The following is a 26,884-nucleotide window of genomic DNA, read 5'->3' on the forward strand; positions in this document are numbered from 1 at the left end:
GGGAGAAGGCTCATGAGCATCACCTATGACTTCAAGGGACAGGTAGCGCTGGTCACCGGCGCGGCCTCGGGCATGGGGCTGGCCACCGCTCGCGCCTTTGCCGCCGGCGGCGACGTCATCGGCGTGGTCTGCGACGTTGCCGATGAGGCACAAGTAGAGGCGCTGGTCGGCCAGGCCGTATCGACCTTCGGCCGGCTGGACGCGGCCTTCAACAATGCCGGCATCCAGGTTCCCGCCAGCGAGATCGCCGACCAGCCACTGGCGGATTTCGACCGCGTCACCGCCGTCAACCTGCGCGGCGTCTGGGCCTGCATGAAGCACGAACTGGTGCAGATGCGGCGTCAGGGCAATGGGGCGATCGTCAACTGCTCGTCGATTGGCGGACTGGTCGGCCGCGGACTGCTGGCCGCCTACCATGGCTCCAAGCATGGCGTGATCGGACTGACCCGCAGCGCCGCCCTCGAATACGCCGCGCGCGGCATCCGCGTGAACGCCGTGTGCCCCGGCACGATCGATACGCCCATGGTGTCGAACATGCTGGACAGAGGCATGCTGGCCATGGATGACCTGCTGCGCGAGCTGCCGATGGCGCGCCTGGGACGCCCCGAAGAAATCGCCGACGCGGTGCTGTGGCTGTGCAGCCCCGGTTCCACCTTCGTCACCGGCCAGGCCCTGGCCGTCGACGGCGGCTTCACCGCGTACTGAGGCCCTCGTAGCCGCCTTCGCCCCCAGCAGGTGCCGGCATCCGCCGGGGGTATCCGGCGGGTGCAATTCCGCCGTCCCTGCCTGGAATGAATCGATGCCGCGGGAACACTACAGCGATCTGCTCGCGTTGATGGCCGTTGCCAAGGAGCGCAGCTTCACCCGTGCAGCCGCCCGGCTGGGCATCTCCCAGTCGATGCCCAGCCATACGATCCGTGGGCTGGAAGCACGGCTCGGGGTGCGGCTGCTGACGCGGACCACGCGCAGCGTATCGGTCAAGGAGGCCGGCGAACGGCTGTTGCGCGTGGTCGCCCCGCGGTTCAAGGACATCGAGTCGGAGCTGCGGCATGTCACCGAGCTGAGCGAAACGCCCGCCGGCGCGCGCCGCATCACCGCCACCGAGCACGCCATCGACATGCCGCTGTGGCCGAAGCTCGCCGAGATCCTGAGCGCCTACCCGAAGCTGAAGGTGGAGCTGAGTTCCGACTACACCCTCACCGATATCGTCCAGGGCAGGTACGACTTCGGCGTTCGCCTGGGCGACGGGCTGACCAGGGACAGCTCGCCCGTGCGCATCGCACCCGACCTGCAATTCGCCATCGTCGGCGCGCCGTCGTATTTCGCCGCGCGCGCGATGCCTGCCAGCCCCCAGGACCTGACGAACCACGAGTGCATCAATTTCAGGCTGCCGACGCGGGGCAACCTGTACGCCTGGGAACTCAAGAAGGGCCAGAGCGAGCTGAATGTGCGGGTGGAAGGCCGCTTGGTGTTCAACGGTATCTACCAGATCGTGAACGCCGCCTTGTCGGGCCATGGACTGGCCTACGTCCCCGAAGACCTGGCTCGCCCGCATCTCGAATCGGGACGCCTGCTGCCAGTGATGAAGAGCTGGTGGCGCACGTTTCCCGGCTATCACCTCTACTACTCCAACCAGCGCGAAACCTCGCGGGCCATGCGGGTCCTGATCAAGGCGCTGCGCTACGGGGAATAGCCTCGCCCGCAACCCGCCGGATTGATTACTTAGGCTCATGGCTCTATTCAGTCTGCGGTGTTCTTCGAGCAACCCGGCCTCTCTATCATCAGGCTCCAACGACGACGGCAAGCGAACGATCCCGCTCGCGACATCCTGCACGCCCGGCCACACTTTCACCTGACCTCGACCACGTTGCGCCCCTCCTCCGCAAGGCGGATGGGCATGACCCTGCTGATTCTGCTGTCGCTGGTGATGATCGCCCTGGCGCCCGATTTTTCCCTGCTGATGACGGCCCGCGCCCTGCTGGGACTGGCGATCGGCGGTTTCTGGTCGCTGGCCACGGCGACCGTCATCCGGCTGGTGCCCGCCGAGCACGTGCCGAAGGCGCTTGGCAACATCTACATGGGCAATGCCATCGCCACGGCGTTCGCCGCACCGATCGGGGCCTACGTGGGAGAACTGTTCGGCTGGAGGGTCGTGTTCGGCGGCCTCGTGCCGCTGGTGATCGTCAATCTGCTCTGGCAGGCCAGGAGCCTGCCCTCGATGCCGCCGCGGGCGGCCATCCCTCTCCCAGCCAGCCGGATGATCTCATGCCGCACAACTGCATCAACCTGCGCCTGCCCACCTACGGAGGACTCTGGGCCTGGGAGTTCGAAAAGGACGGACGGCAGGTGAACATCCGCGTGAACGGCCAGCTCACCTACAACAGCCTCTACGATTGCCTTGATGCCGCGATGGCGGGCCTCGGCGTGGCCTACGTGCCGGAAGAAATCGCCCTGCCCTACATCCGCACCGGCCACCTGGTGTCGGTGCTGGAAGACTGGTGCCCCTACTGGTCGGGATACCATCTCTACTACCCCAGCCGGCGGCAACCGTCGGGGGCCATGTTCCTGCTGATTGCGGCCCTGCGTTACGAGCCGTAGGCCAGGATCAGGCCCGCGCGCAGGTTACGCAGCCGCTGCCCCTACCCGATTAATCGATGGGACACATAGGTCCATGCAGTTTTCCCCTCTATCCGGGCTGGCATTTCGTCTGGACTAATATCCGTAGACTGCAACCGCGCCCCCTCCCGGCGAGTCAAGAACACTGCGATGCCTGGCGCGCACCAATCCATCCGAGGAGAAGATCTATGGAGCTGACGATCAATGGGAAGAAGCGCCAGGTGGATGTGGCCCCCGATACGCCGCTGCTCTGGGTCATCCGCGAGGAGTTGGGCCTGACCGGCACCAAGTATGGCTGCGGGGTCGCCCAGTGCGGGGCCTGCACCGTACTGGCGGATGGTCGCCCCATCCGCTCCTGCGTCATACCGGTGAGCGGCGTGGCCGACCAGGCCATCACCACCATCGAGGCCATCGAAGAAGATCCGGAGGGCAAGCGAGTGGTCGAGGCCTGGGGCGAGCACCAGGTACCGCAGTGCGGGTACTGCCAGTCGGGCCAGGTGCTGACCGCGACCGCCCTGCTGAAACGGAACGCCAGGCCCGGCGAAACGGAAATCGCCGCGGCCATGGTGAACCTCTGCCGCTGTGGCACCTACAACGCGATTACCGATGCCATGCGTCAACTGGCCAAAGGCTGAGGAGATGATGCCGATGAACATGCCTCAGCTTCCCGCGCCCCTGCCCGCGGACGGACAGCCCCTCAATCTCTCCCGGCGCCGGTTCCTGGGGGCCTCCCTGGGCGCACTGGTCCTCGGCGTCCTGCTGCCCGGCAAGGTCGTGAGAGCCGCTCAGAGCGCGGCGTCCGAAATCAAGCCGGGAACCCGTATTCCGGCCTTCCTGGAAATCCGCCCGGACGGCACGGCCCTGCTGCGCAGCCCCTTCGTCGAAGGCGGCCAGGGCATCTACACCGCCTTCGCGCAGATCGTCGGCGAGGAACTCGATATCGCCCCGGAGCGCTTTTCCGTCGAATGCGCACCGCCGGGAGCCGACTACCTGCTGGTCAATGGCGCCCGCTTCACGGGCGGCAGCTTCTCAGTGCGATCCAGTTACGAGGTGATGCGCCGCCTGGGGGCCTGCGCACGCCACATGCTGCTGCAGGCCGCCACCGCCAGGCTGGACGTGCCGCCGGGCAGCCTCACCACGCAACCGGGCATCGTAGTGCACGAGGCCTCCGGCCGTACCCTCGGTTACGGCGAGCTGGCCGCCCTAGCCGCCGGGCTGCCGCCTCCCGAGCAGGTTCCCCTGCGCGAGAGGAAGGACTTCCGCTGGATCGGCAAATCGGTACCGCGCCTCGACGCCCGCGACAAATCCACCGGCAAAGTGACCTACAACATCGACCTGGAGGTCGACGGCATGCTCCTGGCGGCGGTGCAGCACGCACCGCGCATGGGCGGCGAGCCCGGGGCCATCGCCAACGAGGCGCAGGTCAAGGCGATGCCGGGCGTGCACTCGATCCATCGCCTGCCCGGCGCCGTCGCGGTGGTCGCCCAGCGTTGGTGGCAGGCCCGGCGTGCCGTGGAGTCGCTCAAGGTCAGCTGGAAGGAAGCCGCGCCGGGAACCGTGCACGCCATGCCCGCCGATTTTTCCTCCGCCGGCATGCGCGCCGCGCTGGCCGCCGCTCCCGGCCCGGGCATCGCTGCCGAGGAGATCGGCGATGCCGCCAAGGCGCTGGAGCAGGCCAGCCGTGTGATCGAGGCGACCTACGACGCACCCTATCTGGCCCACGGCCAGTTGGAGCCACCTTCGGCACTGGCCCGCTGGAACGCGGACGGCACCCTCGAGCTTTGGCTACCCAACCAGGCGCCGGAGCTGTTCCAGCAGGCTGCCGCCAAGGTCGCGGGCATCGCCCCCGACAAGGTCATCCTCCACTCCTCGACGCTGGGCGGCTTCTTCGGCCGGCACTTCCTCTACGGCACGGCGAACCCCTTCCCCCAGGCCATCCAGCTGGCCAAGGACATCGGACGTCCGGTGAAACTGATCTGGAGCCGCGAAGAGGAATTCCTGCGCGATGCGCTGCGGCCGATGGGGCTGGCACGCTTCCGTGCCGGAATCGACGAGAGCGGGCTGCCGCAAGCGCTGTACGCCGAGGCCGTCGGCGAGAGTCCCACCGAGCGCTGGTTCGGCCGCCAGCCGAACAAGGCCAACGACGCGGCGGTCGAAGGCATCGCCAAGAAGCCTTATGCCATTCCCCATCGACGGGTCGCCCAGGTCTACCTGGAACACCCGCCCACCATTGGCTTCTGGCGTTCGGTCGGGCATTCGATGAACGATTTCTTCTACGAGTCCTTCTTCGATGAAGTGGCCGATGCCGGCCAGCAGGACCCGTACGAGCTGCGCCTGCGTCTGTTGGCGGACAAACCGCGGCACAAGGCGCTGCTGCAGGCGGTCGCCGAGCTTTCAGGCGGCTGGAGACGGGGCCCCTTCACCACCGGTGACGGCAGCCAGCGCGCCCGGGGCGTGGCCATGGCGTCGCCGTTCGGCAGCGAGGTCGCCACCATCGCCGAGGTGTCCCTCGAGGGCGGCTCGGTGCAGGTCCACGATGTCTGGGTGGCCTTCGACCCCGGCAGCATCGTCAACCCCGCCATCGTCGAGGCCCAGGTGAAATCCGCCGTGGCGCTGGGGCTTTCGTCCACTCTGCTGGAGGAGGTCGTATACGAGAACGGCATGCCCCGCGCGCGCAACTTCGGCGCCTACGCCACCCTGCCGCTCGGCCGGATGCCCCGCGTGCATGTGCGCATCGTCGAGAGCGGCGCCCCGATGGGCGGCGTCGGCGAGCCCGGACTGCCGGGCGTGCCGCCGGCCGTGATCAACGCGGTCGCGGCGCTCACCGGGCAGCGCGTGCGCAGCCTTCCCCTGTCCAGGACCCGCTTCGCTGGCGCGTGATGCGCCGGCCCGGCCTCACCATCCCCCGCTACCCGTAAGGAAACCGCTGACCATGAAGCGCTCCCTCCAAGCTACCTTGCCTCTCGCCCAGCTCAGCACCGACGGCGGCGTCGGCGCCGCGCTCGCCGACGGCATCGAGGTGATACCCAATGGCGACCAGGCCAGCATGGCGGGCCCGGCCGACTACTTCACCGGCGCCGTCGTGGTCGACATGCTGTTCAGCCCCACGGAATACAGCCAGGCCAGCGGCGGTCACGTCACCTTCGCGCCGGGCGCACGCACGGCCTGGCATACCCATCCGCGCGGTCAGACGCTGATCGTCACCTCCGGCAAGGGCTGGGTGCAGGAATGGGGCAAGCAAAGGCGAGAGATCGAACCGGGCGATGTGGTGCGGATCGCCCCTGGCGTCAAGCATTGGCACGGTGCTACCGCCAGCAACGGCATGCGCCACATCGCCCTCCAGGAGGCCGTCGATGGCAAGAATGCCGAATGGCAGGAACAGGTCAGCGACGAACAGTACGCGAAATGATGATCCGCTTCGCCCTCCGCTCGGCGGCAGCCATGCTGCTGCCCGCCCATGTCGGCGCGTGGCGACACGGCCAGCCGCAATGTCATCTGCCGGGCGTCTCGGTCAGCGCTCGAGCTTGCGGAGGGTAGCCTCGTACGATCCGGGACGACGCAAGAGTTCGCTGCCCGAATCGAGCGTGCCCAGCCTCACCAGGTCGCTGGAGTAGTGAAAGTTCTTGTGGAAGATGGCGAAGTTTCCCCACGGGGCGTAGTAGGCCAGATCGCCAACCTTTGCGGTGATACCGGCGGGCGCGCCGCTGGTCGACAAAGGCTTCGGCAGATCGCTGAGCTTCTCCGTGGCGGCATAGTCTTCGAGCGTCAGCGAAAGAGGCAGCAAAGAGGCAAAGTCCCTGGCCGCCTCGCTATCCTCCAGTGTCCCGGTGACCACAGCACCCTCTATCTCGATGCTTATCCGCAGGGCGCTCTCCGGGAGAGTTACTGGAAATTGAGAGGAAGATCGGCCCGCGCTATCGTCCCCCCCCGCATTGGCCGCAGCAATCGCATCATTAGCGGCTTCGGCCAGGGCTTCGCCATGGCCCACGGGAGCGCCGCTGCGCCTCGAGGAAGAGTCTGCGTATAATTGCCAGTTTTAACGAATACTCGGGTGGTTCTATGGACTGGCACGCACACGTTACCGTCGCCACTGTCATCGAAGCCGAAGGTCGCTTTCTACTGGTGGAAGAGCTCAAGGGCGGGCGCGTGGTGATCAACCAGCCGGCCGGCCATCTCGAGCCGAACGAGAGCCTCATCGAGGCCGCGCAACGGGAAACCCTCGAGGAAACCGGCTGGACGATCGAAATCCAGGGCATCGTGGGCGTGGGCCTCTACACTGCCCCCAGCAACGGCATCACCTACTACCGTACGACGTTCTACGGCAAGCCCGTGGCCCACGACCCGGCGCGCGCGCTCGACGAGGGGATCGTCCGCGCCACCTGGCTCACGGAGGAAGAAGTCCGCGCGGAATCGGAGCGGCTTCGCAGCCCTATAGTGATGAAGGCGATCGAACAATACCTGGCTGGGCATCGTTACCCGCTATCGATGATTTTTTGAGATAGGAAGGGGTTTCTCTCTTGAACGGAAAACGCGTCATTGTCGGCATGTCGGGCGGCGTCGACTCCTCCGTATCCGCCCTGCTACTCCTGCAACAGGGGTATCAGGTGGAAGGTCTTTTCATGAAGAACTGGGAAGAGGACGACGGTACCGAATACTGCACGGCCAAGGAGGACCTGGCAGATGCCCAGGCAGTCTGCGACCGGCTCGGCATCAAGCTGCACACCGCCAATTTTGCCGCCGAGTATTGGGATAACGTGTTCGAGCACTTCCTCGCCGAATACAAGGCCGGCCGCACGCCGAACCCGGACATCCTCTGCAACCGGGAAATCAAGTTCAAGGCTTTCCTCGACTACGCCCTGCTGCTCGGAGCCGATCTGATCGCCACCGGCCACTACGTTCGCCGCCGCGACCGCGACGGCCGTACCGAGCTGCTCAAGGGGCTCGATCCGAACAAGGATCAGAGCTATTTCCTGCATGCCGTGGGGGGCGAGCAGATCGCCAAGACGCTTTTCCCGGTCGGAGAGCTGGAGAAGCCAGCGGTACGCGCCATCGCCGAACAGCACGGACTGGCCACAGCGAAGAAGAAGGATTCCACGGGTATCTGCTTTATCGGCGAGCGCCGCTTCAGCGACTTCCTCAAGCAATACCTGCCGGCTCAACCGGGCCCCATCGAAACCACCGACGGCGAGGTGATCGGCCAGCACCACGGGCTGATGTACCACACCATCGGTCAGCGGCAGGGCCTGGGCATCGGGGGCATGAAGGATGCCAGCGACGAGCCCTGGTACGTGCTGGCCAAGGACCTCGCGCGCAACGTGCTGATCGTCGGCCAGGGCAACGAGCACCCGTGGCTATTTTCCCGGGCCCTGGAAGCCTCGGAGATCTTCTGGGTCAATCCGATCGATACCGCTGCCCCGCTACGCCTGACCGCCAAGGTCCGCTATCGCCAGAGCGACCAGGCTTGCACGCTGGAGCGGAGCGCAAACGGCTACCGCATAACCTTCGACGAGCCCCAGCGAGCGGTGACGCCCGGACAGTCCGTGGTCCTCTACGACGGTGAAGTCTGCCTCGGAGGGGGAGTCATCGAGAACACCACGCCCTGGGATACGGAGATCGAGCGCCCATGACGCCGCGACAGGAGCAACTGGTCGCCTTGGGCGGCATCTTCGAGGCCGCCTATCTGGTCGACAAGATCGCCAAGACCGGCCAGGCCAGCGAGGCGGATCTTGGCTGCATGCTCGGCAGCCTGCTGGTTCGCGATCCGAAGGACACTCTGGAGGTCTACGGCGGCGACGATCTCAACCTGCGTGACGGCTACCGCGCCTTAGCCAGCGCCCTCGAGCGCAATACGGCGAGCCTTCAGCGCGAGCCGCTGCGCTACGCGCTGGCGCTCGTTGCCCTCGAGCGCCAGCTCGACAAGCGCGGCGACATGCTCCAGCTCATCGCCAACCGGCTCGGCCAGATCCAGCAACAGGTCCAGCATTTCGGCCTGGTGCACGACAACGTGATCGCCGCTTTCGGCGGCCTCTACGAAGACACCCTCAGCACCTTTCGCCATCGCATTCAGGTGCATGGCGATATGCGATACCTGCAGCAGTCCGGCAATGCCGCGAAGATTCGCGCCTTGCTCCTGGCCGGCATCCGCTCCGCACGCTTGTGGCGCCAGCTCGGTGGGTACCGCTGGCAGATGGTGTTCAGTCGTCGCAAGCTGCTGGACGAGCTCTATCCCCTGCTGCGCCAGAGCTGATCGAAAAAGCGGTGCCCGAACAGCCGAGCTAGACTTTAGCTCGGCGGGCCCGCCTGCTTTCGTGTATCATTTGCGCCCTTTTTGTTGCCCGACTGTCTGAGACATTCTCCCATGCAGCTCTCCTCGCTCACCGCGGTTTCCCCCGTCGATGGCCGCTATGCCGGCAGAACCAGCATCCTGCGCCCGATTTTCAGTGAATTCGGCCTGATCCGCTTCCGCGTGCACGTGGAAGTCCGCTGGCTGCAGCGCCTGGCCAACCATGCCGGCATCCCGGAGGTCGCGCCCTTCTCTGCCGAAGCCAATGCCTTGCTGGATCAGTTGGCCGAGAACTTCCAGCTAGAGCATGCCGAGCGCGTCAAGGAGTTCGAGCGCACCACCAACCACGACGTCAAGGCGGTGGAGTATCTGCTCAAGGAACAGGCCAGGAAGCTTCCCGAGCTGGCCAAGGTCAACGAGTTCATCCATTTCGCCTGCACCAGCGAGGACATCAACAACCTGTCCCATGCCCTGATGCTGCGCGAAGGCCGCGACAACGTGCTGCTGCCCCTGATGCGCCGCGTCGCCGAGTCCATCCGCGAGCTGGCGGTCAAGTTCGCCGATGTCCCCATGCTGTCGCGCACCCATGGCCAGCCCGCCTCGCCGACCACGCTCGGCAAGGAATTGGCCAACGTGGTCTATCGCCTCGAGCGGCAGATCGCCCAGGTCGCGGCCGTACCGTTGCTGGGCAAGATCAATGGTGCGGTGGGCAACTACAACGCTCACCTCTCGGCTTATCCGGAAGTAGACTGGGAAGCCAACGCGCGCGAATTCATCGAGGGCGACCTGGGCCTGACCTGGAACCCCTACACGACCCAGATCGAACCGCACGACTACATTGCCGAGCTGTTCGACGCCATTGCCCGCTTCAACACCATTCTCATCGACTTCGACCGCGACGTCTGGGGCTACATTTCCCTCGGCTACTTCAAGCAGAAGACCGTGGCCGGCGAGATCGGCTCCTCGACCATGCCGCACAAGGTCAATCCGATCGACTTCGAGAACTCCGAAGGCAACTTGGGCATCGCCAATGCCCTGTTCCAGCACCTGGCCAGCAAGCTGCCGATCTCCCGCTGGCAGCGCGACCTGACCGACTCCACAGTGCTGCGCAATCTCGGCGTCGGCTTCGCCCATAGTGTGATTGCCTACGAGGCCAGCCTCAAAGGCATCAGCAAGCTGGAGCTGAATGCCCAACGTCTGGCCGAAGATCTGGATGCCTGCTGGGAAGTCCTGGCCGAGCCGATCCAGACGGTCATGCGTCGCTACGGCATCGAGAACCCCTACGAGAAGCTCAAGGAGTTGACTCGCGGCAAGGGCATCAGCCCCGAAGCCCTTAAAGTGTTCATCGACACCTTGGAGATTCCCGCTGCCGCCAAGGCCGAGCTGCACAAGCTGACGCCGGCCACCTATGTCGGCAACGCTGCCGCCCAGGCCAAGCGCCTCTGACCGCAGCCATCCCTCCTCGCGCCCGGCTGTGCCGGGCGTTTTTATTTTCGGCTCTCGTGAAAGAGCAAGGTATTAGCCATGACTTCTGATATTCCACTTCAAGTTCTGGGCGGCATCAGCGCACGTGAGTTCCTGCGCGATTACTGGCAGAAGAGGCCCCTGCTCATCCGCCAGGCCATCCCCGGCTTCGTGAGTCCCATCTCCCCAGACGAACTGGCGGGCCTGTCGCTGGAAGAGGAAGTCGAATCGCGACTGGTGATCGAACATGGCGAGCAGCCGTGGGAACTGCGCCGCGGCCCGTTCACCGATGAAACCTATCAGAACCTGCCGGAGCGCGACTGGACCCTGCTGGTGCAGGCGGTCGACCAATTCGTCCCGGAAGTGGCCGAACTGCTGGAGCATTTCCGCTTCCTGCCGAGCTGGCGGATCGACGATGTGATGATCAGTTATGCCGCTCCCGGGGGCGGTGTCGGCCCGCATTTCGACAATTACGATGTTTTCCTGCTCCAGGGCTACGGCAAGCGTCGCTGGCGCATCGGCCAGATGTGCGACAGCGCAAGCCCGCTCATGAAGCACCCGGACCTGCGCATCCTGGCGGACTTCCAGGACAGCGATGACTGGGTGCTGGAGCCGGGCGACATGCTCTACCTGCCACCGCGCCTGGCACACCTGGGCACCGCAGTGGACGAATGCATGACCTACTCGGTTGGCTTCCGGGCTCCCAGCGCCGCCGAGGTACTGACCCATTTCACCGACTTCCTCGCCCAATTCCTGCCTGATGAAGAACGCTACGGCGATGCCGATATCAGCCCCTGCGACGATCCCAGCCAAATTCAGCGCGATGCCCTGGAGCGCCTGAAAGCACTGATCCAGGAGCACATGGGCGACGAGCGTTTGCTGCTGACCTGGTTCGGACAGTTCATGACGGAGCCTCGCTATCCGGAACTGGTGGCAGGAACGGAGATACCCGAAGAGGAACTGCTGGCCGGCCTCCAGGAGGGCGCCATACTGATCCGCAACCCCAGCGCACGATTGGCCTGGTCCGAAATGGACGGGGATCTGGTACTGTTCGCCAGCGGTCAGAGCCGACTGCTGCCGGGCAAGCTGCGCGAGCTGCTCAAGCTGGTCTGCTCCGCCGAGGCCTTGCACTTCGCCAACCTGGAAGGCTGGCTGGCCGATGAAGACGGATGCCAGCTCATATGGCAATTGGTACAACAGGGAAGTTTGGAGTTCGCCGATGAATGAGATCTACGTCCGGATCGCCGACTGGCAGAAGGACAACGCCGATATACGCCGCATACGCGAAAGCGTATTCGTCGTCGAGCAGGCAGTCCCCATAGAACTGGAATGGGATGCGGAGGACGAGGAAGCGGTCCACTTCCTCGCCTTCGAGAAGGATTTCGCCGTGGGCACGGCACGCCTGCTGCGGGACGGGCACATCGGTCGAGTCGCAGTCCTCAAGGACTGGCGAGGACTGAAGGCCGGCGACGCCCTGCTGCGCACGGCCATTGCCGAGGCCGAGCGCCGTGGACTCAGAAGGCAGATGCTGAGTGCTCAGGTGTATGCCACACGCTTCTATGAGCGACACGGCTTTGCCGTCATCAGCGAGGAATATATCGACGCGGGAATCCCCCATATGGATATGCTGCGCCTGAGCGCTTGATGGCGAGAGCACCGGCGATCGGAGAACGATGAGCGTAACGCCTTCGCATTTCGGCCGCCGGTATCTTTACCTGCAATCCCCTATCGCTTATTCCTTGCCGCCAAGGAGCCCAGGTCGAACCGTTCTGCGCTCGCTCCTGCCGTTTCACGCCACCCAATCGTCAACCGCCTTGTCCCAATTCCCCAGGGTTTCGGAGTTTGTTCCATGACGCTAAGAGCATTTCTCATCGTGCTGCTGTCGGTGTTCGGCACCCCTTTGCTCGCCGCGACAGAAATCATCCCACTGAACTACCGCATGGCGGAAGAAATGCTACCCATGGCGCAATCGATTCTGGGCAATGACGGCAAGGTCAGCGCCTATGGCAATCAGCTGATCGTCAATGCTCCGCAAGGGAGAATCAGCGAATTGCGCCGGGTGCTGGGCGAGCTGGATAGCCCTCCCCGCAGGCTGTTGATCAGTATCGCCACCAACAAGGCGGCGCGTGTCGATGAGAGCGGATACGCCGTGGATGGCACGCTCAGTGCCGGCGGAGTGGCAGTCAGCAGCGGCCGAGGTGAAATGCACAGCCAGGACAGCGTACGCATCCTGCGCAGTAGTACGCGCGATCGGGACGGCGACACACAGCAGATCCAGGCGACCGAAGGCTATCCGGCCCTGATCCAGCTGGGACAGAGCGTGCCCCTGGAGATCGCGACCGGTTTCGGGCCCTACGGGCGGATGTACCGTGAAACGGAATATCGCGACGTGACGCGAGGCGTTTACGTCACGGCCCGGGTTTCCGGCGACGTGGTGCATGTCACCCTGAGCAGCAGGCGAGCGCAAATGAACGCTACCTCCTCCGACGTGATCGACACCCAGAGCCTGGATACCCATGTCACCGGACACCTGGGCGAATGGATCGATATCGGCGGCTCCACCGAGGGGACACGAACCGAGGAAAGCGGCGTGCTTCGGCAACGCGTCGATACCAGCCAGGGAGAACTCTCCATGCGCCTGAAAGTCGACATTGTTGAGTGACAGGCTAGGGAATTGGCACCGATGAACGGTATTAGACTTTCTTGTAGTGATCATAAATTTTCACTACAAATCCATTGACGTCGCGTTTGGAAATTAGCATCATGGCCTCGCTCCCGCTAACCAGAGGCCCTAAATCGGCCTCCGGATCAGGCTCCCGCCACCTAGCGAGCTGGTCCGTGTCTTTGCCACCCAGAAGGTAGCGTGACGAGGTTGCGACTGGAATGAGTCCCTCCGGGGACGGGGAAGTGATCGACGTATCAGCCGCATGACAGTTGCAGTCCGCTGAATCGCCCACCGGCCTCGAGTCGGCAGGTGTCGGCTTGGCTCAGCCAGGCTACAGCCCCTCTGTCTCTGCGAAGATCCTTACCCTGCTCCGGCGTAATTCTTCCAGCCGATATTTCGACGCCCTGCCGCGTGTTGTCCGCATCGATCAGCGTTAGCACGTAGCCCCAAGGCGGGAAAGTCGGTTGCTCAACCCACATTCAATTTTGAAGGATTGACCATGTCCGCTTATCAAAACGACATCAAGGCCATTGCCGCCCTGAAAGAACAATTTGGCAGCAGCTGGAGCGCGATCAACCCTGAGTCCGTCGCTCGTATGCGCGCCCAGAACCGCTTCAAGACCGGCCTGGAAATCGCTCAGTACACCGCTGACATCATGCGCAAAGACATGGCCGAGTACGATGCTGACTCGTCCGTCTACACCCAGTCGCTGGGTTGCTGGCACGGCTTCATCGGTCAGCAGAAGCTGATCTCCATCAAGAAGCACCTGAAAACCACCAACAAGCGTTACCTGTACCTGTCCGGCTGGATGGTTGCAGCCCTGCGCTCCGACTTCGGCCCGCTGCCGGACCAGTCGATGCATGAGAAGACTGCAGTCTCCGACCTGATCGAAGAGCTGTACACCTTCCTGCGCCAGGCTGACAGCCGCGAACTGGACCTGCTGTTCACCGCACTGGACGCCGCCCGCGAAGCCGGCGACACTGCCAAGGCCGCTGAAATCCAGTCGCAGATCGACAACTACGAAACCCACATCGTCCCGATCATCGCCGACATCGACGCCGGCTTCGGTAACCCGGAAGCCACCTACCTGCTGGCCAAGCGCATGATCGAAGCCGGTGCTTGCTGCATCCAGATCGAGAACCAGGTTTCCGACGAGAAGCAGTGCGGCCACCAGGATGGCAAGGTCACCGTTCCGCACGTTGACTTCCTCGCCAAGATCGCTGCCGTTCGCTACGCCTTCCTCGAACTGGGCATCGACAACGGTATCATCGTTGCTCGTACCGACTCCCTGGGCGCCGGCCTGACCAAGCAGATCGCCGTGACCAAAGAGCCGGGCGACCTGGGCGATCTGTACAACTCCTTCCTGGATTGCGACGAAATCTCCGAAGCCGAACTGGGCAACGGCGACGTCGTGATCAAGCGAGAAGGCAAGCTGCTGCGTCCGAAGCGTCTGCCGTCCAACCTGTTCCAGTTCCGCAAGGGCACCGGCGAAGACCGTTGTGTCCTGGACTGCATCACCTCCCTGCAGAACGGCGCCGACCTGCTGTGGATCGAAACCGAGAAGCCGCACGTTGGCCAGATCAAGGGCATGGTTGACCGCATCCGCGAAGTCATCCCGAACGCCAAGCTGGTGTACAACAACAGCCCGTCCTTCAACTGGACCCTGAACTTCCGTCAGCAAGTGTTCGATGCCATGGTCGCCGAAGGCAAAGACGTGTCCGCCTACGACCGCGCCAAGCTGATGAGCGTCGACTACGACGAAACCGAACTGGCTGCCCGTGCCGACGAGATGATCCGCACCTTCCAGCGTGACGGTTCCGCTCATGCTGGCATCTTCCACCACCTGATCACCCTGCCGACCTACCACACTGCGGCCCTGTCCACCGACAACCTGGCCAAGGGCTACTTTGCCGACCAGGGCATGCTGGCCTACGTGAAGGGCGTGCAGCGTCAGGAAATCCGTCAGGGCATCGCCTGCGTCAAGCACCAGAACATGGCTGGCTCCGACATCGGCGACAACCACAAAGAGTACTTCGCTGGCGAAGCTGCTCTGAAGGCCTCCGGTAAAGACAACACTATGAACCAGTTCCACTAAAAGGACGATTCACTCGACCAAATAAAAACAATAAATGGGCCGATGAAGCGAACCCCGGCAGAAATGCCGGGGTTTTTGCTTTTTATGGGAATCCGGCAGGTCATTATCCTGTCGTACAAACGGGCTAGGGTCATGGCTCCGTTGAGAACCCATGCATGGAGCTATATTGTGGCAAACCAGAAAGATTCGACTCTTTTCGGCAATGGCGATGAGCTTCCCAGCAACAGCTCGAACAATCCGCATATCCACGAACTGATAGAGGGCATTGGTCGGCGCCAGGTGATCACCGGAGGGGCGGCGCTGGGTATACTGGCTTTTTTAGGAGCGCCCCTACTACCGCGCACCACTGAAGCCAGCCAAGCGGCAGGACTGCCCAGGCGCCAAGAGAGACTGCTGTTCAACGCAGTACCGGTCACCCGCGCCGATACGGTTACGGTTCCCGAAGGATTCAAGGCGAGCGCTTTCATACCTTGGGGTACCCCGATCACCGGCACCTACCCGACCTTCCTCGACGACGCCAGCAACACTGCCCGGGACCAGGGCGAGCAAACCGGCATGCATCACGATGGCATGCACTTCTTCCCCATCGATGCCCAGAATGGCAAGGGCCGTGACAGTAGTCATGGCTTGCTGGTCGTTAACCATGAATACATAGACGCCCCGCTGCTCCACAAGAACGGCCCCACCGTAGTCAACGGCAAACGAGTGAATGCGAATGAAGTACGCAAGGAGATCAACGCTCACGGCGTCTCGATAGTGGAAATTCGCCGCACAATTAACGGCCAGTGGGAAGTCGTTCCTTCTGCACGTAATCGCCGCATTACGGCAGCCACCCCCATGCAGATACACGGCCCCGCTCGCGGCCACAAACTCATGGTCACTCGTCACAGCCCCGACGGAACATCAGCCCGCGGCACCCATAATAACTGCTCGAACGGTTTCACCCCCTGGGGCACCTACCTGACCTGCGAAGAAAACTGGGCCGGGTATTTCGCCACCAAAGATACCGAACTACCTCGCGAATTGAGCAGGTATGGAGTGAGTAGCACCAGCCGTTATGGCTGGGAGACCCTCGCAGGCGACGAGTTCGAGCGTTTCGATGCCACTCGCAAGAGCAGCGATGCCGGTGGCGATTACCGCAATGAGCCCACCACGTTCGGCTGGATCGTCGAGATTGACCCGTTCAATCCGGACTCCACACCGATCAAGCGTACGGCCCTTGGCCGATTCGCTCACGAAGGGGTGATCTTCGCCCCGACTAGATCTGGCAAGCCCGTAGTTTGCTACTCGGGCGACGACTCTCGGAACGAATACATCTACAAATATGTGAGTAGGGATAAATATCGCCCCGGTAGTCGCAACACTGACAGCCTGCTAGACGAGGGCACCCTGTATGCCGCTCGCTTCAACGCCGACGGAAGCGGTGAATGGTTGGCGCTGGACATCGCCGATCCAGCCTTCCGCTCCGCCTGCGACACCGCGGGCGTCAGCTTCGCCGACCAGGGAGAGGTACTGATAAACACGCGCCTGGCGGCCGATGTGGCTGGCGCCACCAAAATGGACCGGCCGGAATGGGGAGCAGTGCATCCGGACACGGGCGATGTCTATTTCACTCTCACCAACAATACATCCCGCAAAGAGCCGGACGCAGCCAACCCCCGCCAGAACAACGCCTACGGGCATATCATCCGCTGGCGCGAAGAAAGCCGCGATTATGCCGGCCGGCGATTCAAATGGAGCCTGTTCCTCCTCGCCGGCCCGCAAAGCGACAGCCAAGGCCCAAATGGTCAGCCGCTGACAGCGGACAACATCCTCGCCAGCCCGGATGGCCTATGGTTCGACAACGAAGGGCATTTATGGATACAGACCGACATGAGCGGCAGCCAACAAACCGATGGCCCCTTCGGCAATAACCAGATGCTGGTCGCAGACCTGAAGAGCGGCGAGATGAAGCGCTTTCTGGTAGGCCCGGTCGGCTGCGAAGTTACAGGGATCACCGCCACACCGGACTTCCGCACGTTATTTGTCAATATTCAGCATCCAGGCGAAGGCTCCACCCCGAACAACCTGCTCAGCACCTGGCCCAATGGCTCGGGCAAACGCCCGCGAGCTGCCACAGTCATTATCACTCGCGAGGATGGGCGAAAAATCCTATAGCCCTAAAGCACTTTCAGAGCAAGAGATCGGCCAAGACCGATCTCTCCAGCTGCTAAAAGGATCGGACAAATCAAATGAGAAAGGATCTGCTACACGGGGTGGAAGTATAGTTTTCCTCCGCAGTAGCGGCGATGCAGGAACCGCCTTGAGAGCAGGAGCTATCGGCTGCACAGCCGACAGAGCACTATAATTAGCGTCCTAAAGCTTTAGCACAGCACTGCACAAAACAGCCTGCAAGCCCCAGCAATGCCCCCTTCGTATTCGACCAAATAATTAGATTGAACATTTACTTATCGCGCCCCATGCGCATAGAATTGCTGATATTGAACGGCTGCTACCTATTGTCGCAGCCCTAAAACTGTTCAAGCCGTTCCTTCCGCTACGGAGTCCCGGCATGCCTGAAGCCGCTGTTGCCACCCTGACCCATAACTGGGGTTTCGCTGTTTTCCTACTGGGAGTTTTCGGCCTCTGCGCCTTCATGATTGGCGCGTCCCGCCTACTAGGCAGCAGGGCGATCGGGCGAAGCAAGAACGAGCCTTTCGAGTCGGGTATCGTGCCCACCGGCGGCGCGCGCCTGCGCTTGTCCGCAAAATTCTATTTGGTCGCGATGCTCTTCGTGATCTTCGATATCGAAGCCCTATTTCTCTTCGCTTGGTCGGTTTCCGCGCGCGAAAGCGGCTGGGCCGGCTTCATCGAAGCCTCCGTTTTCATAGCAATTCTGTTGGCAGGTCTTGTCTATCTCTGGCGAATCGGGGCCCTCGACTGGGCTCCCGCAGGACGTCGTGCGCGGCAGGCGAAGCTAAAACAATGAGGCTTTGGCGATGCAATACAAACTCACCAAGATCGATCCGGATGCTTCTTATGAAAAGTATCCAATCGGCGAGCGGGAGACCGTTTCCGATCCGCTAGCGGATCAGGTTCACCGCAATATCTTCATGGGCAAGCTGGAAGACGTGCTCAGCGGTGCGGTCAACTGGGGGCGCAAGAATTCCCTTTGGCCATACAACTTCGGCCTTTCCTGCTGCTATGTGGAGATGACCACCGCTTTCACTGCCCCCCACGACGTAGCCCGCTTCGGTGCTGAAGTTATCCGTGCATCGCCTCGCCAAGCTGACTTCATGGTCGTTGCCGGTACCTGCTTCATCAAGATGGCCCCGATCATCCAGCGCCTCTATGAGCAGATGCTCGAACCCAAATGGGTCATTTCCATGGGCTCGTGTGCCAACTCGGGCGGCATGTATGACATCTACTCGGTCGTGCAGGGGGTCGACAAGTTCCTCCCTGTAGACGTCTACATTCCCGGCTGCCCGCCTCGTCCCGAAGCGTTTCTGCAAGGTTTGATGCTACTGCAGGAGTCCATCGGCGAGGAACGCCGGCCGCTTTCCTGGGTCGTCGGTGACCAAGGCATCTATCGTGCTGAAATGCCGTCCCAGCGGGAAACGCGCCGCGAACAGCGAATCCAGGTAACCAACCTGCGCAGCCCCGACGAAGTTTGAGCCCACTTCTTCCCCACTGAAGACAAGCTCATCCGTACGCTGACCGAAAGCGACCGAGACCATGACTGCAGACACCGTTCTGTCTATTCCGCCGTACAAGGCTGACGACCAAGATGTGGTCGTCGAACTGAACTCCCGATTTGGCGCCGAAGCCTTCACCCTACAGTCCACCCGTACCGGGATGCCGGTGGTATGGGTGCCTCGGGAAAGGCTCATTGAAGTCCTGACCTTCCTGCGCAACCTTCCGCGCCCATACGTCATGCTCTATGACCTGCATGGCGTGGACGAGCGCCTGCGCACCCAGCGCCGCGGATTGCCCGATGCAGACTTCACTGTCTTCTATCACCTGATGTCGCTGGAGCGTAACAGCGATGTGATGATCAAGGTGGCGCTCAAGGAAGGCGATCTGAATCTCCCCAGTGCCATCCCGGTCTGGCCGAATGCCAACTGGTACGAGCGCGAAGTCTGGGACATGTATGGGATCAACTTCACCGGCCACCCGCATCTTTGCCGGATTCTGATGCCCCCGACCTGGCAAGGTCATCCCCTGCGCAAGGATTATCCGGCCCGCGCTACCGAGTTCGACCCTTATAGCCTTTCCGTCGCCAAGCAGGACCTGGAACAGGAAGCCTTGCGCTTTAACCCTGAAGAATGGGGCATGAAACGCAAGAGCGAGCATGAAGACTACATGTTCCTCAACTTGGGTCCGAACCACCCTTCCGCTCACGGTGCATTCCGTATAGTCCTGCAGCTGGATGGTGAGGAAATCGTCGATTGCGTTCCGGACATCGGATATCACCACCGCGGTGCCGAGAAGATGGCCGAGCGCCAGAGCTGGCACAGCTACATTCCCTATACCGACCGGATCGACTACCTCGGCGGGGTGATGAACAATCTCCCCTACGTGCTGGCAGTGGAGAAGCTCGCGGGTATCAAGGTGCCCCAGCGGGTCGACGTGATCCGCATCATGATGGCCGAGTTCTTCCGTATCCTGAACCACCTGCTCTACATCGGCACCTATATTCAGGACGTCGGTGCCATGACCCCGGTGTTCTTTACCTTCACGGACCGTCAGCGTGCCTACAAGGTCGTCGAAGCCATCACCGGTTTCCGCATGCACCCGGCCTGGTACCGTATTGGCGGTGTCGCCCATGACCTGCCGAAAGGGTGGGATCGCCTTGTCAAGGAGTTCATCGATTGGATGCCCAAGCGTCTCGATGAATACGAAAAGGCAGCCCTGAAAAATAGCATCCTGCGCGGTCGCACCCAGGGCGTCGCCCAGTACAACACCAAGGAGGCGCTGGAGTGGGGAGTCACGGGCGCCGGTTTGCGCGCAACCGGGCTCGACTTCGATCTGCGTAAGGCTCGCCCCTACTCCGGTTATGAGAACTTCGAATTCGAGGTTCCGCTGGCTCATAACGGAGATGCCTACGACCGCTGCATGGTCAAGATGGGCGAAATGCGCCAGAGCCTGCGAATTATCGAGCAGTGCCTGAAGAACATGCCGGAAGGCCCGTACAAGGCTGATCACCCGCTGACCACGCCTCCGCCGAAAGAACGTACGCTGCAGCACATTGAAACTCTCATCACCCACTTCCTGCAGGTTTCCTGGGGTCCTGTGATGCCAGCCAACGAATCCTTCCAGATGATCGAGGCAACCAAGGGTATCAATAGCTATTACCTGACCAGCGACGGCAGCACCATGAGTTACCGCACGCGGATTCGTACGCCCAGTTATCCCCACCTGCAGCAGATTCCATCGGTGATCCGCGGCAGCATGATTGCCGACCTGATCGTCTATCTGGGCAGTATCGACTTCGTTATGGCCGACGTGGACCGCTGACATGACCTCAATTATCCAGACTGATCGTTTCGTCCTGAGCGAAACAGAGCGCTCGGCCATCGAGCACGAAATGCACCACTATGAAGACCCTCGAGCGGCATCCATCGAAGCCCTGAAGATCGTGCAGAAGGAGCGCGGCTGGGTGCCGGACGGCGCCTCAGAAGCGATCGGAGCGATTCTCGGCATACCGGGAAGCGACGTTGAAGGCGTGGCCACCTTCTACAGCCAGATATTTCGCGTGCCTGTTGGTCGCCATGTCATCCGCGTATGCGACAGCATGACCTGCTACATCGGCGGCCATGAGTCCGTGCTTGGTTCCATTCAGAAACAGCTTGGCATTGGCCTTGGCCAGACCACTCCGGACCAGCGTTTCACCCTGCTGCCGGTGTGCTGTCTGGGCAACTGCGACAAAGCCCCGGCTCTCATGATTGACGAGGACACCTTCGGCGACGTCAAAGCCGAGGATGTGGCCAAACTACTGGAGGCTTACGCATGAAGACTTTGACCTCCATTGGTCCGGCCAACCGGATGCCTCGAACTGCGGAAGCCCATCCACTCACGTGGCGGCTTCGCGACGATGCCCAACCCGTCTGGCTTGAGGAATACCGGCAGAAGAATGGCTATGCCGCCGCTCGCAAGGCGCTGACGGAAATGGCCCAGGCCGACATCGTGCAGCAGGTCAAGGATTCTGGCCTCAAGGGCCGCGGCGGCGCAGGCTTCCCCACAGGGGTGAAGTGGGGGCTGATGCCGGCCGACGAGTCCCTGAATGTCCGCTACCTGCTGTGCAACGCGGACGAGATGGAGCCGAACACCTGGAAAGACCGCATGCTGATGGAGCAACTTCCGCACCTTCTGGTAGAAGGAATGCTGATCAGCGCCAGGGCCCTCAAGGCTTACCGCGGCTACATTTTCCTGCGCGGCGAGTATGTCGATGCGGCGCGCAACCTCAACCGTGCAATCGAGGAAGCAAAAGCTGCCGGCCTGCTCGGCAAGAATATCCTCGGCAGCGGCTTCGACTTCGAGTTGTTCGTACACACCGGCGCAGGCCGCTACATCTGCGGCGAAGAAACGGCACTGATCAATTCGCTGGAAGGACGCCGCGCCAACCCCCGCTCCAAGCCCCCCTTCCCCGCCGCAGTGGGCGTCTGGGGTAAGCCCACCTGCGTGAACAACGTGGAGACGCTCTGCAACGTGCCGGCCATCGTCGCCAATGGCGTCGATTGGTATAAATCCCTCGCCCTTCCCGGTAGCGAAGATCACGGCACCAAACTGATGGGGTTCTCCGGCAAGGTGAAGAATCCCGGACTGTGGGAGCTCCCCTTCGGCATCACCGCGCGCGAATTGCTCGAGGACTACGCCGGCGGCATGCGCGATGGCTACAAGCTGAAGTGCTGGCAGCCGGGAGGCGCCGGTACCGGCTTCCTGCTGCCGGAGCACCTGGATGCGCAGATGTACGCCGGCGGTATCGGCAAGGTGGGCACCCGTATGGGTACCGGCTTGGCTCTGGCGGTGGACGACAGCATCAACATGGTTTCGCTGCTGCGCAATATGGAAGAGTTCTTTGCCCGAGAGTCGTGCGGTTGGTGTACGCCGTGCCGAGACGGACTTCCTTGGAGCGTGAAGCTGCTGCGTGCCCTTGAGCGTGGCGAAGGCAAGGTCGGCGATCTGGAGACCCTGGATCAGCTCTGCCGTTTCCTCGGGCCGGGCAAGACCTTCTGTGCCCATGCGCCTGGTGCCGTGGAGCCGCTGGGCAGTGCGCTCAAGTACTTCCGCGATGAGTTCGAGGCAGGAATCGCCAGACAAGACCAGACAGGGGTGAAGCCCCAGATGGTCGGAGCTTAAAGAACAGCCCCTGTCCTTTTCGCTGGAGAGGTGGAATTGGGAAGTTGGCTAGTCAGCCATTACCCCTGCCACCCTCTCGAAGAGAGTGGAGCCAAGATTTCCCTTAGTCACACCCGCCTCGGTGGGTAAGAAGAAACTGAACCATGGCCACTATTCACGTAGACGGCAAGACGTTCGAAGTCGATGGAGCAGACAACCTGCTGCAGGCTTGCCTGTCCCTCGGACTCGACATCCCGTACTTCTGCTGGCACCCGGCGCTCGGCAGCGTCGGCGCCTGCCGCCAATGCGCGGTGAAGCAGTACAACGACGAGAACGACAAGCGCGGTCGTCTCGTAATGTCCTGCATGACACCCGCCACGGACAACACTTGGATCTCGATCGATGACGAAGAGGCGAAGCAGTTTCGCGAGAGCGTCGTCGAATGGCTGATGACCAACCACCCGCACGACTGCCCAGTTTGCGAGGAAGGCGGACATTGTCATCTGCAAGACATGACGGTGATGACCGGGCACAGCGCCCGACGTTATCGCTTCACCAAGCGCACCCATCAGAACCAGGAGCTCGGCCCGTTCATTGCCCACGAGATGAACCGCTGTATCGCCTGCTACCGCTGTGTCCGTTATTACAAGGACTATGCCGGTGGCACCGACCTCGGAGTCTTCGGCGCGCATGACAATGTGTATTTCGGCCGGATCGAAGATGGGGTACTGGAGAGCGAGTTCTCCGGCAACCTCACCGAAGTATGTCCGACCGGCGTATTCACCGATAAAACCCACTCCGAGCGTTACAACCGCAAGTGGGACATGCAGTTTGCACCCAGCATCTGCCATGGTTGCTCGGTAGGCTGCAACACCAGCCCGGGAGAGCGCTATGGGGAGATTCGTCGCATCGAGAACCGCTTCAACGGTTCGGTGAACCACTATTTCCTTTGCGACCGCGGCCGCTTCGGCTATGGCTATGTCAATCGGAAAGATCGGCCACGCCAGCCATTGCTGCTGGCAGGCCAGAAGACTATGGGGCTAGATGCCGCTCTGGACCAGGCCGCCACCCTGCTGAAAAATCGCAAGGTGATTGGCATCGGCTCTCCCCGCGCCAGTTTGGAAAGCAACTTTGCCCTCAGCGAGCTCGTGGGCATGGATAATTTCTACTCGGGTATCGAGGCCGGTGAATTGGAGCGCCTGCAGCTGATCCTGAAGATCATGCAGGAAGGCCCTCTGCCAGTCCCCTCCCTGCGAGACATGGAAGAGCATGACGCAGTGTTCGTGCTCGGCGAAGACCTGACTCAGACCGCTGCTCGTATCGCCCTGGCCCTACGCCAAGCGGTCAAGGGCAAAGGCGAAGAGATGGCCGCCAAGCTCAAGGTCCAGCCTTGGCTGGATGCTGCGGTGAAGAACATCGCGCAGCACGAACTTAGCCCGCTTTACATCGCCAGCCTGGCGCCGACCAAGCTGGATGATGTGGCCAGCGAATGCGTTCATGCAGCCCCGGATGACCTGGCCCGCCTGGGCTTCGCCGTGGCTCACGCCATCGATCCAAGCGCACCGGCGGTGGCCGGCCTGGAGCCCGAGGCCTCCGAACTGGCCCAGCGGGTCGCCGAGGCGCTGCTGCAAGCCAAGCGCCCTCTCATCGTTTCCGGCGAATCACTCGGATCCAAGGCGATCATCGAGGCGGCGGCCAACATTGGCAAGGCTCTGCACAATCGCGAGAAGAATGCCTCTATCAGTCTGGTCGCCCCCGAAGCAAACAGCTTGGGGCTGGCCTTGTTCGGCGGTCGCTCGCTGGACGCCGCCCTGAAAGCTCTCAGCAGCGGCCAGGCTGATGCCGTGGTAATTCTGGAGAACGATCTGTACCGACGCGCCGATGCTGCGCTGGTGGATGCCGCGCTGACGGCCGCCAAGGTCGTGATCCTCGCCGATCATCAGCAAACACCCACCAGTGCGAAGGCTCATCTGCTGCTTCCCGCGGCGAGCTTCGCCGAAGCCGACGGCACTTTGATCAGCCAGGAGGGTCGTGCTCAACGCTTCTTCCAAGTTTATGACCCAAGCTACTACGATCCCAGCAACTTGGTTCGCGAAGGCTGGCGCTGGCTGCACGCACTTCATAGCACGCTGGAAGGAAAGTCGGTCGACTGGACCCAGCTCGATCATGTGACGGCCGCCTGCGCCAACGCGCACCCGCATCTTGCTGGCATTCTCGATGCAGCCCCCAATGCCTCTTTCCGTATCAAGGGACTGAAGCTAGCCCGCGAGCCGCACCGCTACAGCGGCCGGACGTCAATGCGCGCCAATATCAGCGTGCATGAGCCGCGTACACCACAGGACATGGATACTGCCTTCGCCTTCTCGATGGAGGGCTACTCCGGCAGTGCAGAAGACCGGCAGCAAATCCCCTTCGCCTGGGCGCCGGGCTGGAACTCGCCTCAGGCCTGGAACAAGTTTCAGGACGAAGTCGGGGGACATCTGCGCGCCGGCGATCCGGGTGTCCGCCTGATCGAGCCCCAAGGTGATCGCCTGGGCTGGCTCGGCGAGGCTCCGAAGGCCTTTAATCCAGCACCGGGGCACTGGCAGGTAGTGCCGCTCCACCATTTGTTCGGCAGTGAGGAAACCAGCTCCCGCGCCGCCCCGGTGCAGGAGCGCATTCCGCAGCCCTACTTGGCCTTGGCCAAGGCCGAAGCTGACCGCCTCGGCGTGAGCGAAGGCGCCTTGCTCAGCGTGCATATCAATGGAATGGAATTTCGCCTGCCGTTGCGCGTGAGTGATGATCTGGGTATTGGCATGCTGGCCTTGCCTGCTGGTCTGCCGGGCATTCCTGCCTCGGTATTCGGCAGCCTGGCTAGCAGCCTGCAGGAGGCATCGAAATGAGCTGGCTGACCCCAGAATTGATCGATATCGTCATTGCCGTTCTCAAGGCGATCGTCATCCTGCTGGCCGTCGTGGTCAGCGGAGCTCTGCTCAGCTTTGTCGAACGCCGTCTCCTCGGTCTCTGGCAGGACCGTTACGGTCCGAACCGTGTTGGTCCCTTCGGCATGTTCCAACTGGGCGCGGACATGCTGAAGATGTTCTTCAAGGAAGACTGGACCCCGCCCTTCGCCGACAAGCTGATCTTCACGCTCGCTCCCATCGTGGCGATGAGTGCGCTGCTAATCGCCTTCTCCGTGATACCTGTGACTCCGACCTGGGGGGTAGCGGATCTCAACATCGGTCTGCTGTTCTTCTTCGGCATGGCTGGTCTCGCGGTGTACGCAGTACTCTTTGCCGGCTGGTCGAGCAACAACAAATTCGCCTTGCTCGGCAGCCTGCGCGCCTCCGCCCAGACCTTGTCCTACGAAGTGTTCATGGGCCTTGCCCTGATGGGGGTGGTGCTACAAGCCGGCTCCTTCAATATGCGCGATATCGTCGAACACCAGGCGCAGAATCTGTGGTTCATCATTCCGCAGTTCCTGGGTTTCTGCACCTTCTTCATTGCTGGCGTCGCGGTGACCCACCGTCACCCCTTCGACCAGCCGGAAGCAGAGCAGGAATTGGCCGACGGCTACCATATCGAGTATGCCGGGATGAAGTGGGGCATGTTCTTCGTTGGCGAATACATCGGCATCGTGCTGGTTTCGGCACTACTGGTGACCCTGTTCTTCGGCGGATGGCATGGCCCGTTCGGTATCCTGCCGCAAATCCCGTTCGTCTGGTTTGCCTTGAAGACTGCCTTCTTCATCATGCTGTTCATCCTGCTGCGCGCCTCCCTGCCGCGTCCGCGGTATGACCAGGTGATGGCATTCAGCTGGAAGTTCTGCTTGCCGCTGACCCTGCTCAACCTGCTGGTGACCGGCGCACTCGTGCTGGCCTCGGCCCAGTAAGGAGAATCACGCGATGTTTAAATATATCGGGGATGTGCTTTACGGCACCTACACCCAGTTGCGCAGCCTGGTGATGGTGTTTTCCCATGCATTCCGCAAGCGCGACACCCTACAGTACCCGGAAGAACCCGTGTATCTGCCGCCGCGCTACCGCGGCCGTATCGTCCTGACTCGGGATCCCGACGGCGAAGAGCGCTGCGTAGCATGTAACCTCTGCGCCGTTGCATGCCCGGTAGGGTGCATTTCTTTGCAGAAAGCCGAGAAGGACGATGGCCGGTGGTATCCTGAGTTCTTCCGCATCAACTTCTCTCGCTGCATCTTTTGCGGCCTGTGCGAGGAAGCCTGCCCGACCACCGCAATCCAGCTGACCCCGGACTTCGAGTTGGGCGAGTACAAGCGCCAGGATCTGGTGTACGAGAAGCAGGATCTGCTGATCTCCGGCCCCGGCAAGAACCCGGACTACAACTTCTATCGCGTGGCAGGCATGGCTATCGCCGGCAAGCCGAAAGGCGCTGCACAGAATGAAGCCGAGCCGATCAACGTGAAAGGCTTGCTGCCTTAAGGACCCAGGAA

Annotated in this window: 24 protein-coding genes and 1 pseudogene; 24 read left to right on the plus strand and 1 reads right to left on the minus strand. The window is 62.0% G+C overall.

The window, feature by feature from the left end; genetic code table 11:
- Window positions 1-12: 12 nt before the first annotated feature.
- The 7 genes and pseudogenes from ACFOJE_RS03885 (at window position 13) to ACFOJE_RS03915 (ending at window position 6,025) form a co-directional block, all read left to right on the plus strand.
- The gene (locus ACFOJE_RS03885; RefSeq protein WP_377812956.1) at window positions 13-705 is read left to right on the plus strand and encodes an SDR family oxidoreductase; all 693 of its coding nucleotides are present in this window, start codon (window positions 13-15) and stop codon (window positions 703-705) included.
- A gap of 94 nt (window positions 706-799) precedes the next feature.
- A complete protein-coding gene (locus tag ACFOJE_RS03890) occupies window positions 800-1,693 on the plus strand; it encodes a LysR family transcriptional regulator (protein WP_377812957.1) in 894 nt (297 codons plus the stop codon).
- 234 nt (window positions 1,694-1,927) lie between these two features.
- Window positions 1,928-2,170: pseudogene (locus ACFOJE_RS03895) on the plus strand (MFS transporter); the annotation flags it as partial.
- A gap of 23 nt (window positions 2,171-2,193) precedes the next feature.
- Entirely contained in the window at window positions 2,194-2,598 is a 405-nt protein-coding gene (locus ACFOJE_RS03900; protein ID WP_377812990.1) for a LysR substrate-binding domain-containing protein, read from the plus strand.
- Between the two features lie 206 nt (window positions 2,599-2,804).
- The gene (locus ACFOJE_RS03905; protein WP_377812958.1) at window positions 2,805-3,251 is read left to right on the plus strand and encodes a (2Fe-2S)-binding protein; all 447 of its coding nucleotides are present in this window, start codon (window positions 2,805-2,807) and stop codon (window positions 3,249-3,251) included.
- Between the two features lie 13 nt (window positions 3,252-3,264).
- A complete protein-coding gene (locus ACFOJE_RS03910; RefSeq protein WP_377812959.1) occupies window positions 3,265-5,496 on the plus strand; it encodes a xanthine dehydrogenase family protein molybdopterin-binding subunit in 2,232 nt (743 codons plus the stop codon).
- 52 nt (window positions 5,497-5,548) lie between these two features.
- A complete protein-coding gene (locus ACFOJE_RS03915) occupies window positions 5,549-6,025 on the plus strand; it encodes a (R)-mandelonitrile lyase (protein WP_377812960.1) in 477 nt (158 codons plus the stop codon).
- A 102-nt stretch (window positions 6,026-6,127) separates the two neighbouring features.
- Here ACFOJE_RS03915 and ACFOJE_RS03920 read toward each other — a convergent pair whose 3' ends face one another.
- Complete coding sequence (locus tag ACFOJE_RS03920) at window positions 6,128-6,604, minus strand: cyclophilin-like fold protein (protein WP_377812961.1); 477 nt, start codon at window positions 6,602-6,604, stop codon at window positions 6,128-6,130.
- A gap of 71 nt (window positions 6,605-6,675) precedes the next feature.
- Here ACFOJE_RS03920 and ACFOJE_RS03925 point away from each other — a divergent pair, with 71 nt between their 5' ends.
- From ACFOJE_RS03925 to nuoI, 17 genes are all read left to right on the plus strand, one after another.
- Window positions 6,676-7,113 carry an NUDIX hydrolase gene (locus ACFOJE_RS03925; protein ID WP_377812963.1) on the plus strand — a complete coding sequence of 146 codons (438 nt, stop codon included), beginning with the start codon at window positions 6,676-6,678 and terminating at the stop codon, window positions 7,111-7,113.
- A 20-nt stretch (window positions 7,114-7,133) separates the two neighbouring features.
- Complete coding sequence (gene mnmA, locus ACFOJE_RS03930; RefSeq protein ID WP_377812964.1) at window positions 7,134-8,243, plus strand: tRNA 2-thiouridine(34) synthase MnmA; 1,110 nt, start codon at window positions 7,134-7,136, stop codon at window positions 8,241-8,243.
- Window positions 8,240-8,863, plus strand: a complete 624-nt coding sequence (gene hflD / locus ACFOJE_RS03935; protein ID WP_377812965.1) for a high frequency lysogenization protein HflD — start codon at window positions 8,240-8,242, stop codon at window positions 8,861-8,863. Before mnmA ends, hflD begins: the two co-directional genes overlap by 4 nt.
- A gap of 111 nt (window positions 8,864-8,974) precedes the next feature.
- On the plus strand, window positions 8,975-10,345 hold the full coding sequence (purB, locus tag ACFOJE_RS03940; protein ID WP_377812966.1) for an adenylosuccinate lyase: 1,371 nt from the start codon (window positions 8,975-8,977) through the stop codon (window positions 10,343-10,345).
- Window positions 10,346-10,423: 78 nt separating this feature from the next.
- The gene (locus tag ACFOJE_RS03945; RefSeq protein WP_377812967.1) at window positions 10,424-11,590 is read left to right on the plus strand and encodes a ribosomal protein uL16 3-hydroxylase; all 1,167 of its coding nucleotides are present in this window, start codon (window positions 10,424-10,426) and stop codon (window positions 11,588-11,590) included.
- Complete coding sequence (locus ACFOJE_RS03950) at window positions 11,583-12,008, plus strand: GNAT family N-acetyltransferase (RefSeq protein ID WP_377812968.1); 426 nt, start codon at window positions 11,583-11,585, stop codon at window positions 12,006-12,008. The genes ACFOJE_RS03945 and ACFOJE_RS03950 overlap by 8 nt, the downstream gene beginning before the upstream one ends.
- Window positions 12,009-12,212: 204 nt before the next feature.
- On the plus strand, window positions 12,213-13,025 hold the full coding sequence (locus ACFOJE_RS03955) for a secretin N-terminal domain-containing protein (protein ID WP_377812969.1): 813 nt from the start codon (window positions 12,213-12,215) through the stop codon (window positions 13,023-13,025).
- 502 nt (window positions 13,026-13,527) lie between these two features.
- Window positions 13,528-15,123: an isocitrate lyase gene (locus ACFOJE_RS03960; RefSeq protein ID WP_377812971.1), complete on the plus strand. Its 1,596-nt coding sequence runs from the start codon at window positions 13,528-13,530 to the stop codon at window positions 15,121-15,123.
- 132 nt (window positions 15,124-15,255) lie between these two features.
- Window positions 15,256-17,280 carry a PhoX family protein gene (locus ACFOJE_RS03965; RefSeq protein ID WP_377812991.1) on the plus strand — a complete coding sequence of 675 codons (2,025 nt, stop codon included), beginning with the start codon at window positions 15,256-15,258 and terminating at the stop codon, window positions 17,278-17,280.
- Between the two features lie 394 nt (window positions 17,281-17,674).
- Window positions 17,675-18,091, plus strand: coding sequence for an NADH-quinone oxidoreductase subunit A (locus ACFOJE_RS03970; protein ID WP_377812972.1), 417 nt, complete (start codon window positions 17,675-17,677; stop codon window positions 18,089-18,091).
- Window positions 18,092-18,101: 10 nt separating this feature from the next.
- Window positions 18,102-18,776 carry a NuoB/complex I 20 kDa subunit family protein gene (locus tag ACFOJE_RS03975; RefSeq protein ID WP_377812973.1) on the plus strand — a complete coding sequence of 225 codons (675 nt, stop codon included), beginning with the start codon at window positions 18,102-18,104 and terminating at the stop codon, window positions 18,774-18,776.
- Window positions 18,777-18,837: 61 nt separating this feature from the next.
- Window positions 18,838-20,619 carry an NADH-quinone oxidoreductase subunit C/D gene (nuoC, locus tag ACFOJE_RS03980; protein ID WP_377812974.1) on the plus strand — a complete coding sequence of 594 codons (1,782 nt, stop codon included), beginning with the start codon at window positions 18,838-18,840 and terminating at the stop codon, window positions 20,617-20,619.
- Between the two features lies 1 nt (window position 20,620).
- The gene (nuoE, locus tag ACFOJE_RS03985) at window positions 20,621-21,115 is read left to right on the plus strand and encodes an NADH-quinone oxidoreductase subunit NuoE (RefSeq protein WP_377812975.1); all 495 of its coding nucleotides are present in this window, start codon (window positions 20,621-20,623) and stop codon (window positions 21,113-21,115) included.
- Complete coding sequence (nuoF, locus tag ACFOJE_RS03990; protein ID WP_377812976.1) at window positions 21,112-22,461, plus strand: NADH-quinone oxidoreductase subunit NuoF; 1,350 nt, start codon at window positions 21,112-21,114, stop codon at window positions 22,459-22,461. The genes nuoE and nuoF overlap by 4 nt, the downstream gene beginning before the upstream one ends.
- A 143-nt stretch (window positions 22,462-22,604) precedes the next feature.
- The gene (gene nuoG / locus ACFOJE_RS03995; protein WP_377812977.1) at window positions 22,605-25,322 is read left to right on the plus strand and encodes an NADH-quinone oxidoreductase subunit NuoG; all 2,718 of its coding nucleotides are present in this window, start codon (window positions 22,605-22,607) and stop codon (window positions 25,320-25,322) included.
- A complete protein-coding gene (gene nuoH, locus ACFOJE_RS04000; RefSeq protein WP_377812978.1) occupies window positions 25,319-26,311 on the plus strand; it encodes an NADH-quinone oxidoreductase subunit NuoH in 993 nt (330 codons plus the stop codon). The genes nuoG and nuoH overlap by 4 nt, the downstream gene beginning before the upstream one ends.
- 13 nt (window positions 26,312-26,324) lie before the next feature.
- Window positions 26,325-26,873, plus strand: coding sequence for an NADH-quinone oxidoreductase subunit NuoI (nuoI, locus tag ACFOJE_RS04005; protein ID WP_377812979.1), 549 nt, complete (start codon window positions 26,325-26,327; stop codon window positions 26,871-26,873).
- Window positions 26,874-26,884 lie beyond the last annotated feature (11 nt).

Source organism: Azotobacter bryophylli, assembly GCF_042643485.1.
Taxonomy (GTDB): Bacteria; Pseudomonadota; Gammaproteobacteria; order Pseudomonadales; family Pseudomonadaceae; genus Azotobacter; species Azotobacter bryophylli.

Coding starts and splice junctions, on each gene's coding strand:
- ACFOJE_RS03955 (WP_377812969.1), top strand. CDS start 12,213: ATGACGCTAAGAGCATTTCTCATCGTGCTGCTGTCGGTGTTCGGCACC.
- nuoC (WP_377812974.1), top strand. CDS start 18,838: ATGACTGCAGACACCGTTCTGTCTATTCCGCCGTACAAGGCTGACGAC.
- purB (WP_377812966.1), top strand. CDS start 8,975: ATGCAGCTCTCCTCGCTCACCGCGGTTTCCCCCGTCGATGGCCGCTAT.
- nuoH (WP_377812978.1), top strand. CDS start 25,319: ATGAGCTGGCTGACCCCAGAATTGATCGATATCGTCATTGCCGTTCTC.
- ACFOJE_RS03950 (WP_377812968.1), top strand. CDS start 11,583: ATGAATGAGATCTACGTCCGGATCGCCGACTGGCAGAAGGACAACGCC.
- nuoI (WP_377812979.1), top strand. CDS start 26,325: ATGTTTAAATATATCGGGGATGTGCTTTACGGCACCTACACCCAGTTG.
- nuoG (WP_377812977.1), top strand. CDS start 22,605: ATGGCCACTATTCACGTAGACGGCAAGACGTTCGAAGTCGATGGAGCA.
- ACFOJE_RS03970 (WP_377812972.1), top strand. CDS start 17,675: ATGCCTGAAGCCGCTGTTGCCACCCTGACCCATAACTGGGGTTTCGCT.
- nuoE (WP_377812975.1), top strand. CDS start 20,621: ATGACCTCAATTATCCAGACTGATCGTTTCGTCCTGAGCGAAACAGAG.
- nuoF (WP_377812976.1), top strand. CDS start 21,112: ATGAAGACTTTGACCTCCATTGGTCCGGCCAACCGGATGCCTCGAACT.
- ACFOJE_RS03915 (WP_377812960.1), top strand. CDS start 5,549: ATGAAGCGCTCCCTCCAAGCTACCTTGCCTCTCGCCCAGCTCAGCACC.
- ACFOJE_RS03885 (WP_377812956.1), top strand. CDS start 13: ATGAGCATCACCTATGACTTCAAGGGACAGGTAGCGCTGGTCACCGGC.
- ACFOJE_RS03965 (WP_377812991.1), top strand. CDS start 15,256: ATGGCTCCGTTGAGAACCCATGCATGGAGCTATATTGTGGCAAACCAG.
- ACFOJE_RS03905 (WP_377812958.1), top strand. CDS start 2,805: ATGGAGCTGACGATCAATGGGAAGAAGCGCCAGGTGGATGTGGCCCCC.
- hflD (WP_377812965.1), top strand. CDS start 8,240: ATGACGCCGCGACAGGAGCAACTGGTCGCCTTGGGCGGCATCTTCGAG.
- ACFOJE_RS03945 (WP_377812967.1), top strand. CDS start 10,424: ATGACTTCTGATATTCCACTTCAAGTTCTGGGCGGCATCAGCGCACGT.
- ACFOJE_RS03960 (WP_377812971.1), top strand. CDS start 13,528: ATGTCCGCTTATCAAAACGACATCAAGGCCATTGCCGCCCTGAAAGAA.
- ACFOJE_RS03925 (WP_377812963.1), top strand. CDS start 6,676: ATGGACTGGCACGCACACGTTACCGTCGCCACTGTCATCGAAGCCGAA.
- ACFOJE_RS03910 (WP_377812959.1), top strand. CDS start 3,265: ATGAACATGCCTCAGCTTCCCGCGCCCCTGCCCGCGGACGGACAGCCC.
- ACFOJE_RS03890 (WP_377812957.1), top strand. CDS start 800: ATGCCGCGGGAACACTACAGCGATCTGCTCGCGTTGATGGCCGTTGCC.
- ACFOJE_RS03975 (WP_377812973.1), top strand. CDS start 18,102: ATGCAATACAAACTCACCAAGATCGATCCGGATGCTTCTTATGAAAAG.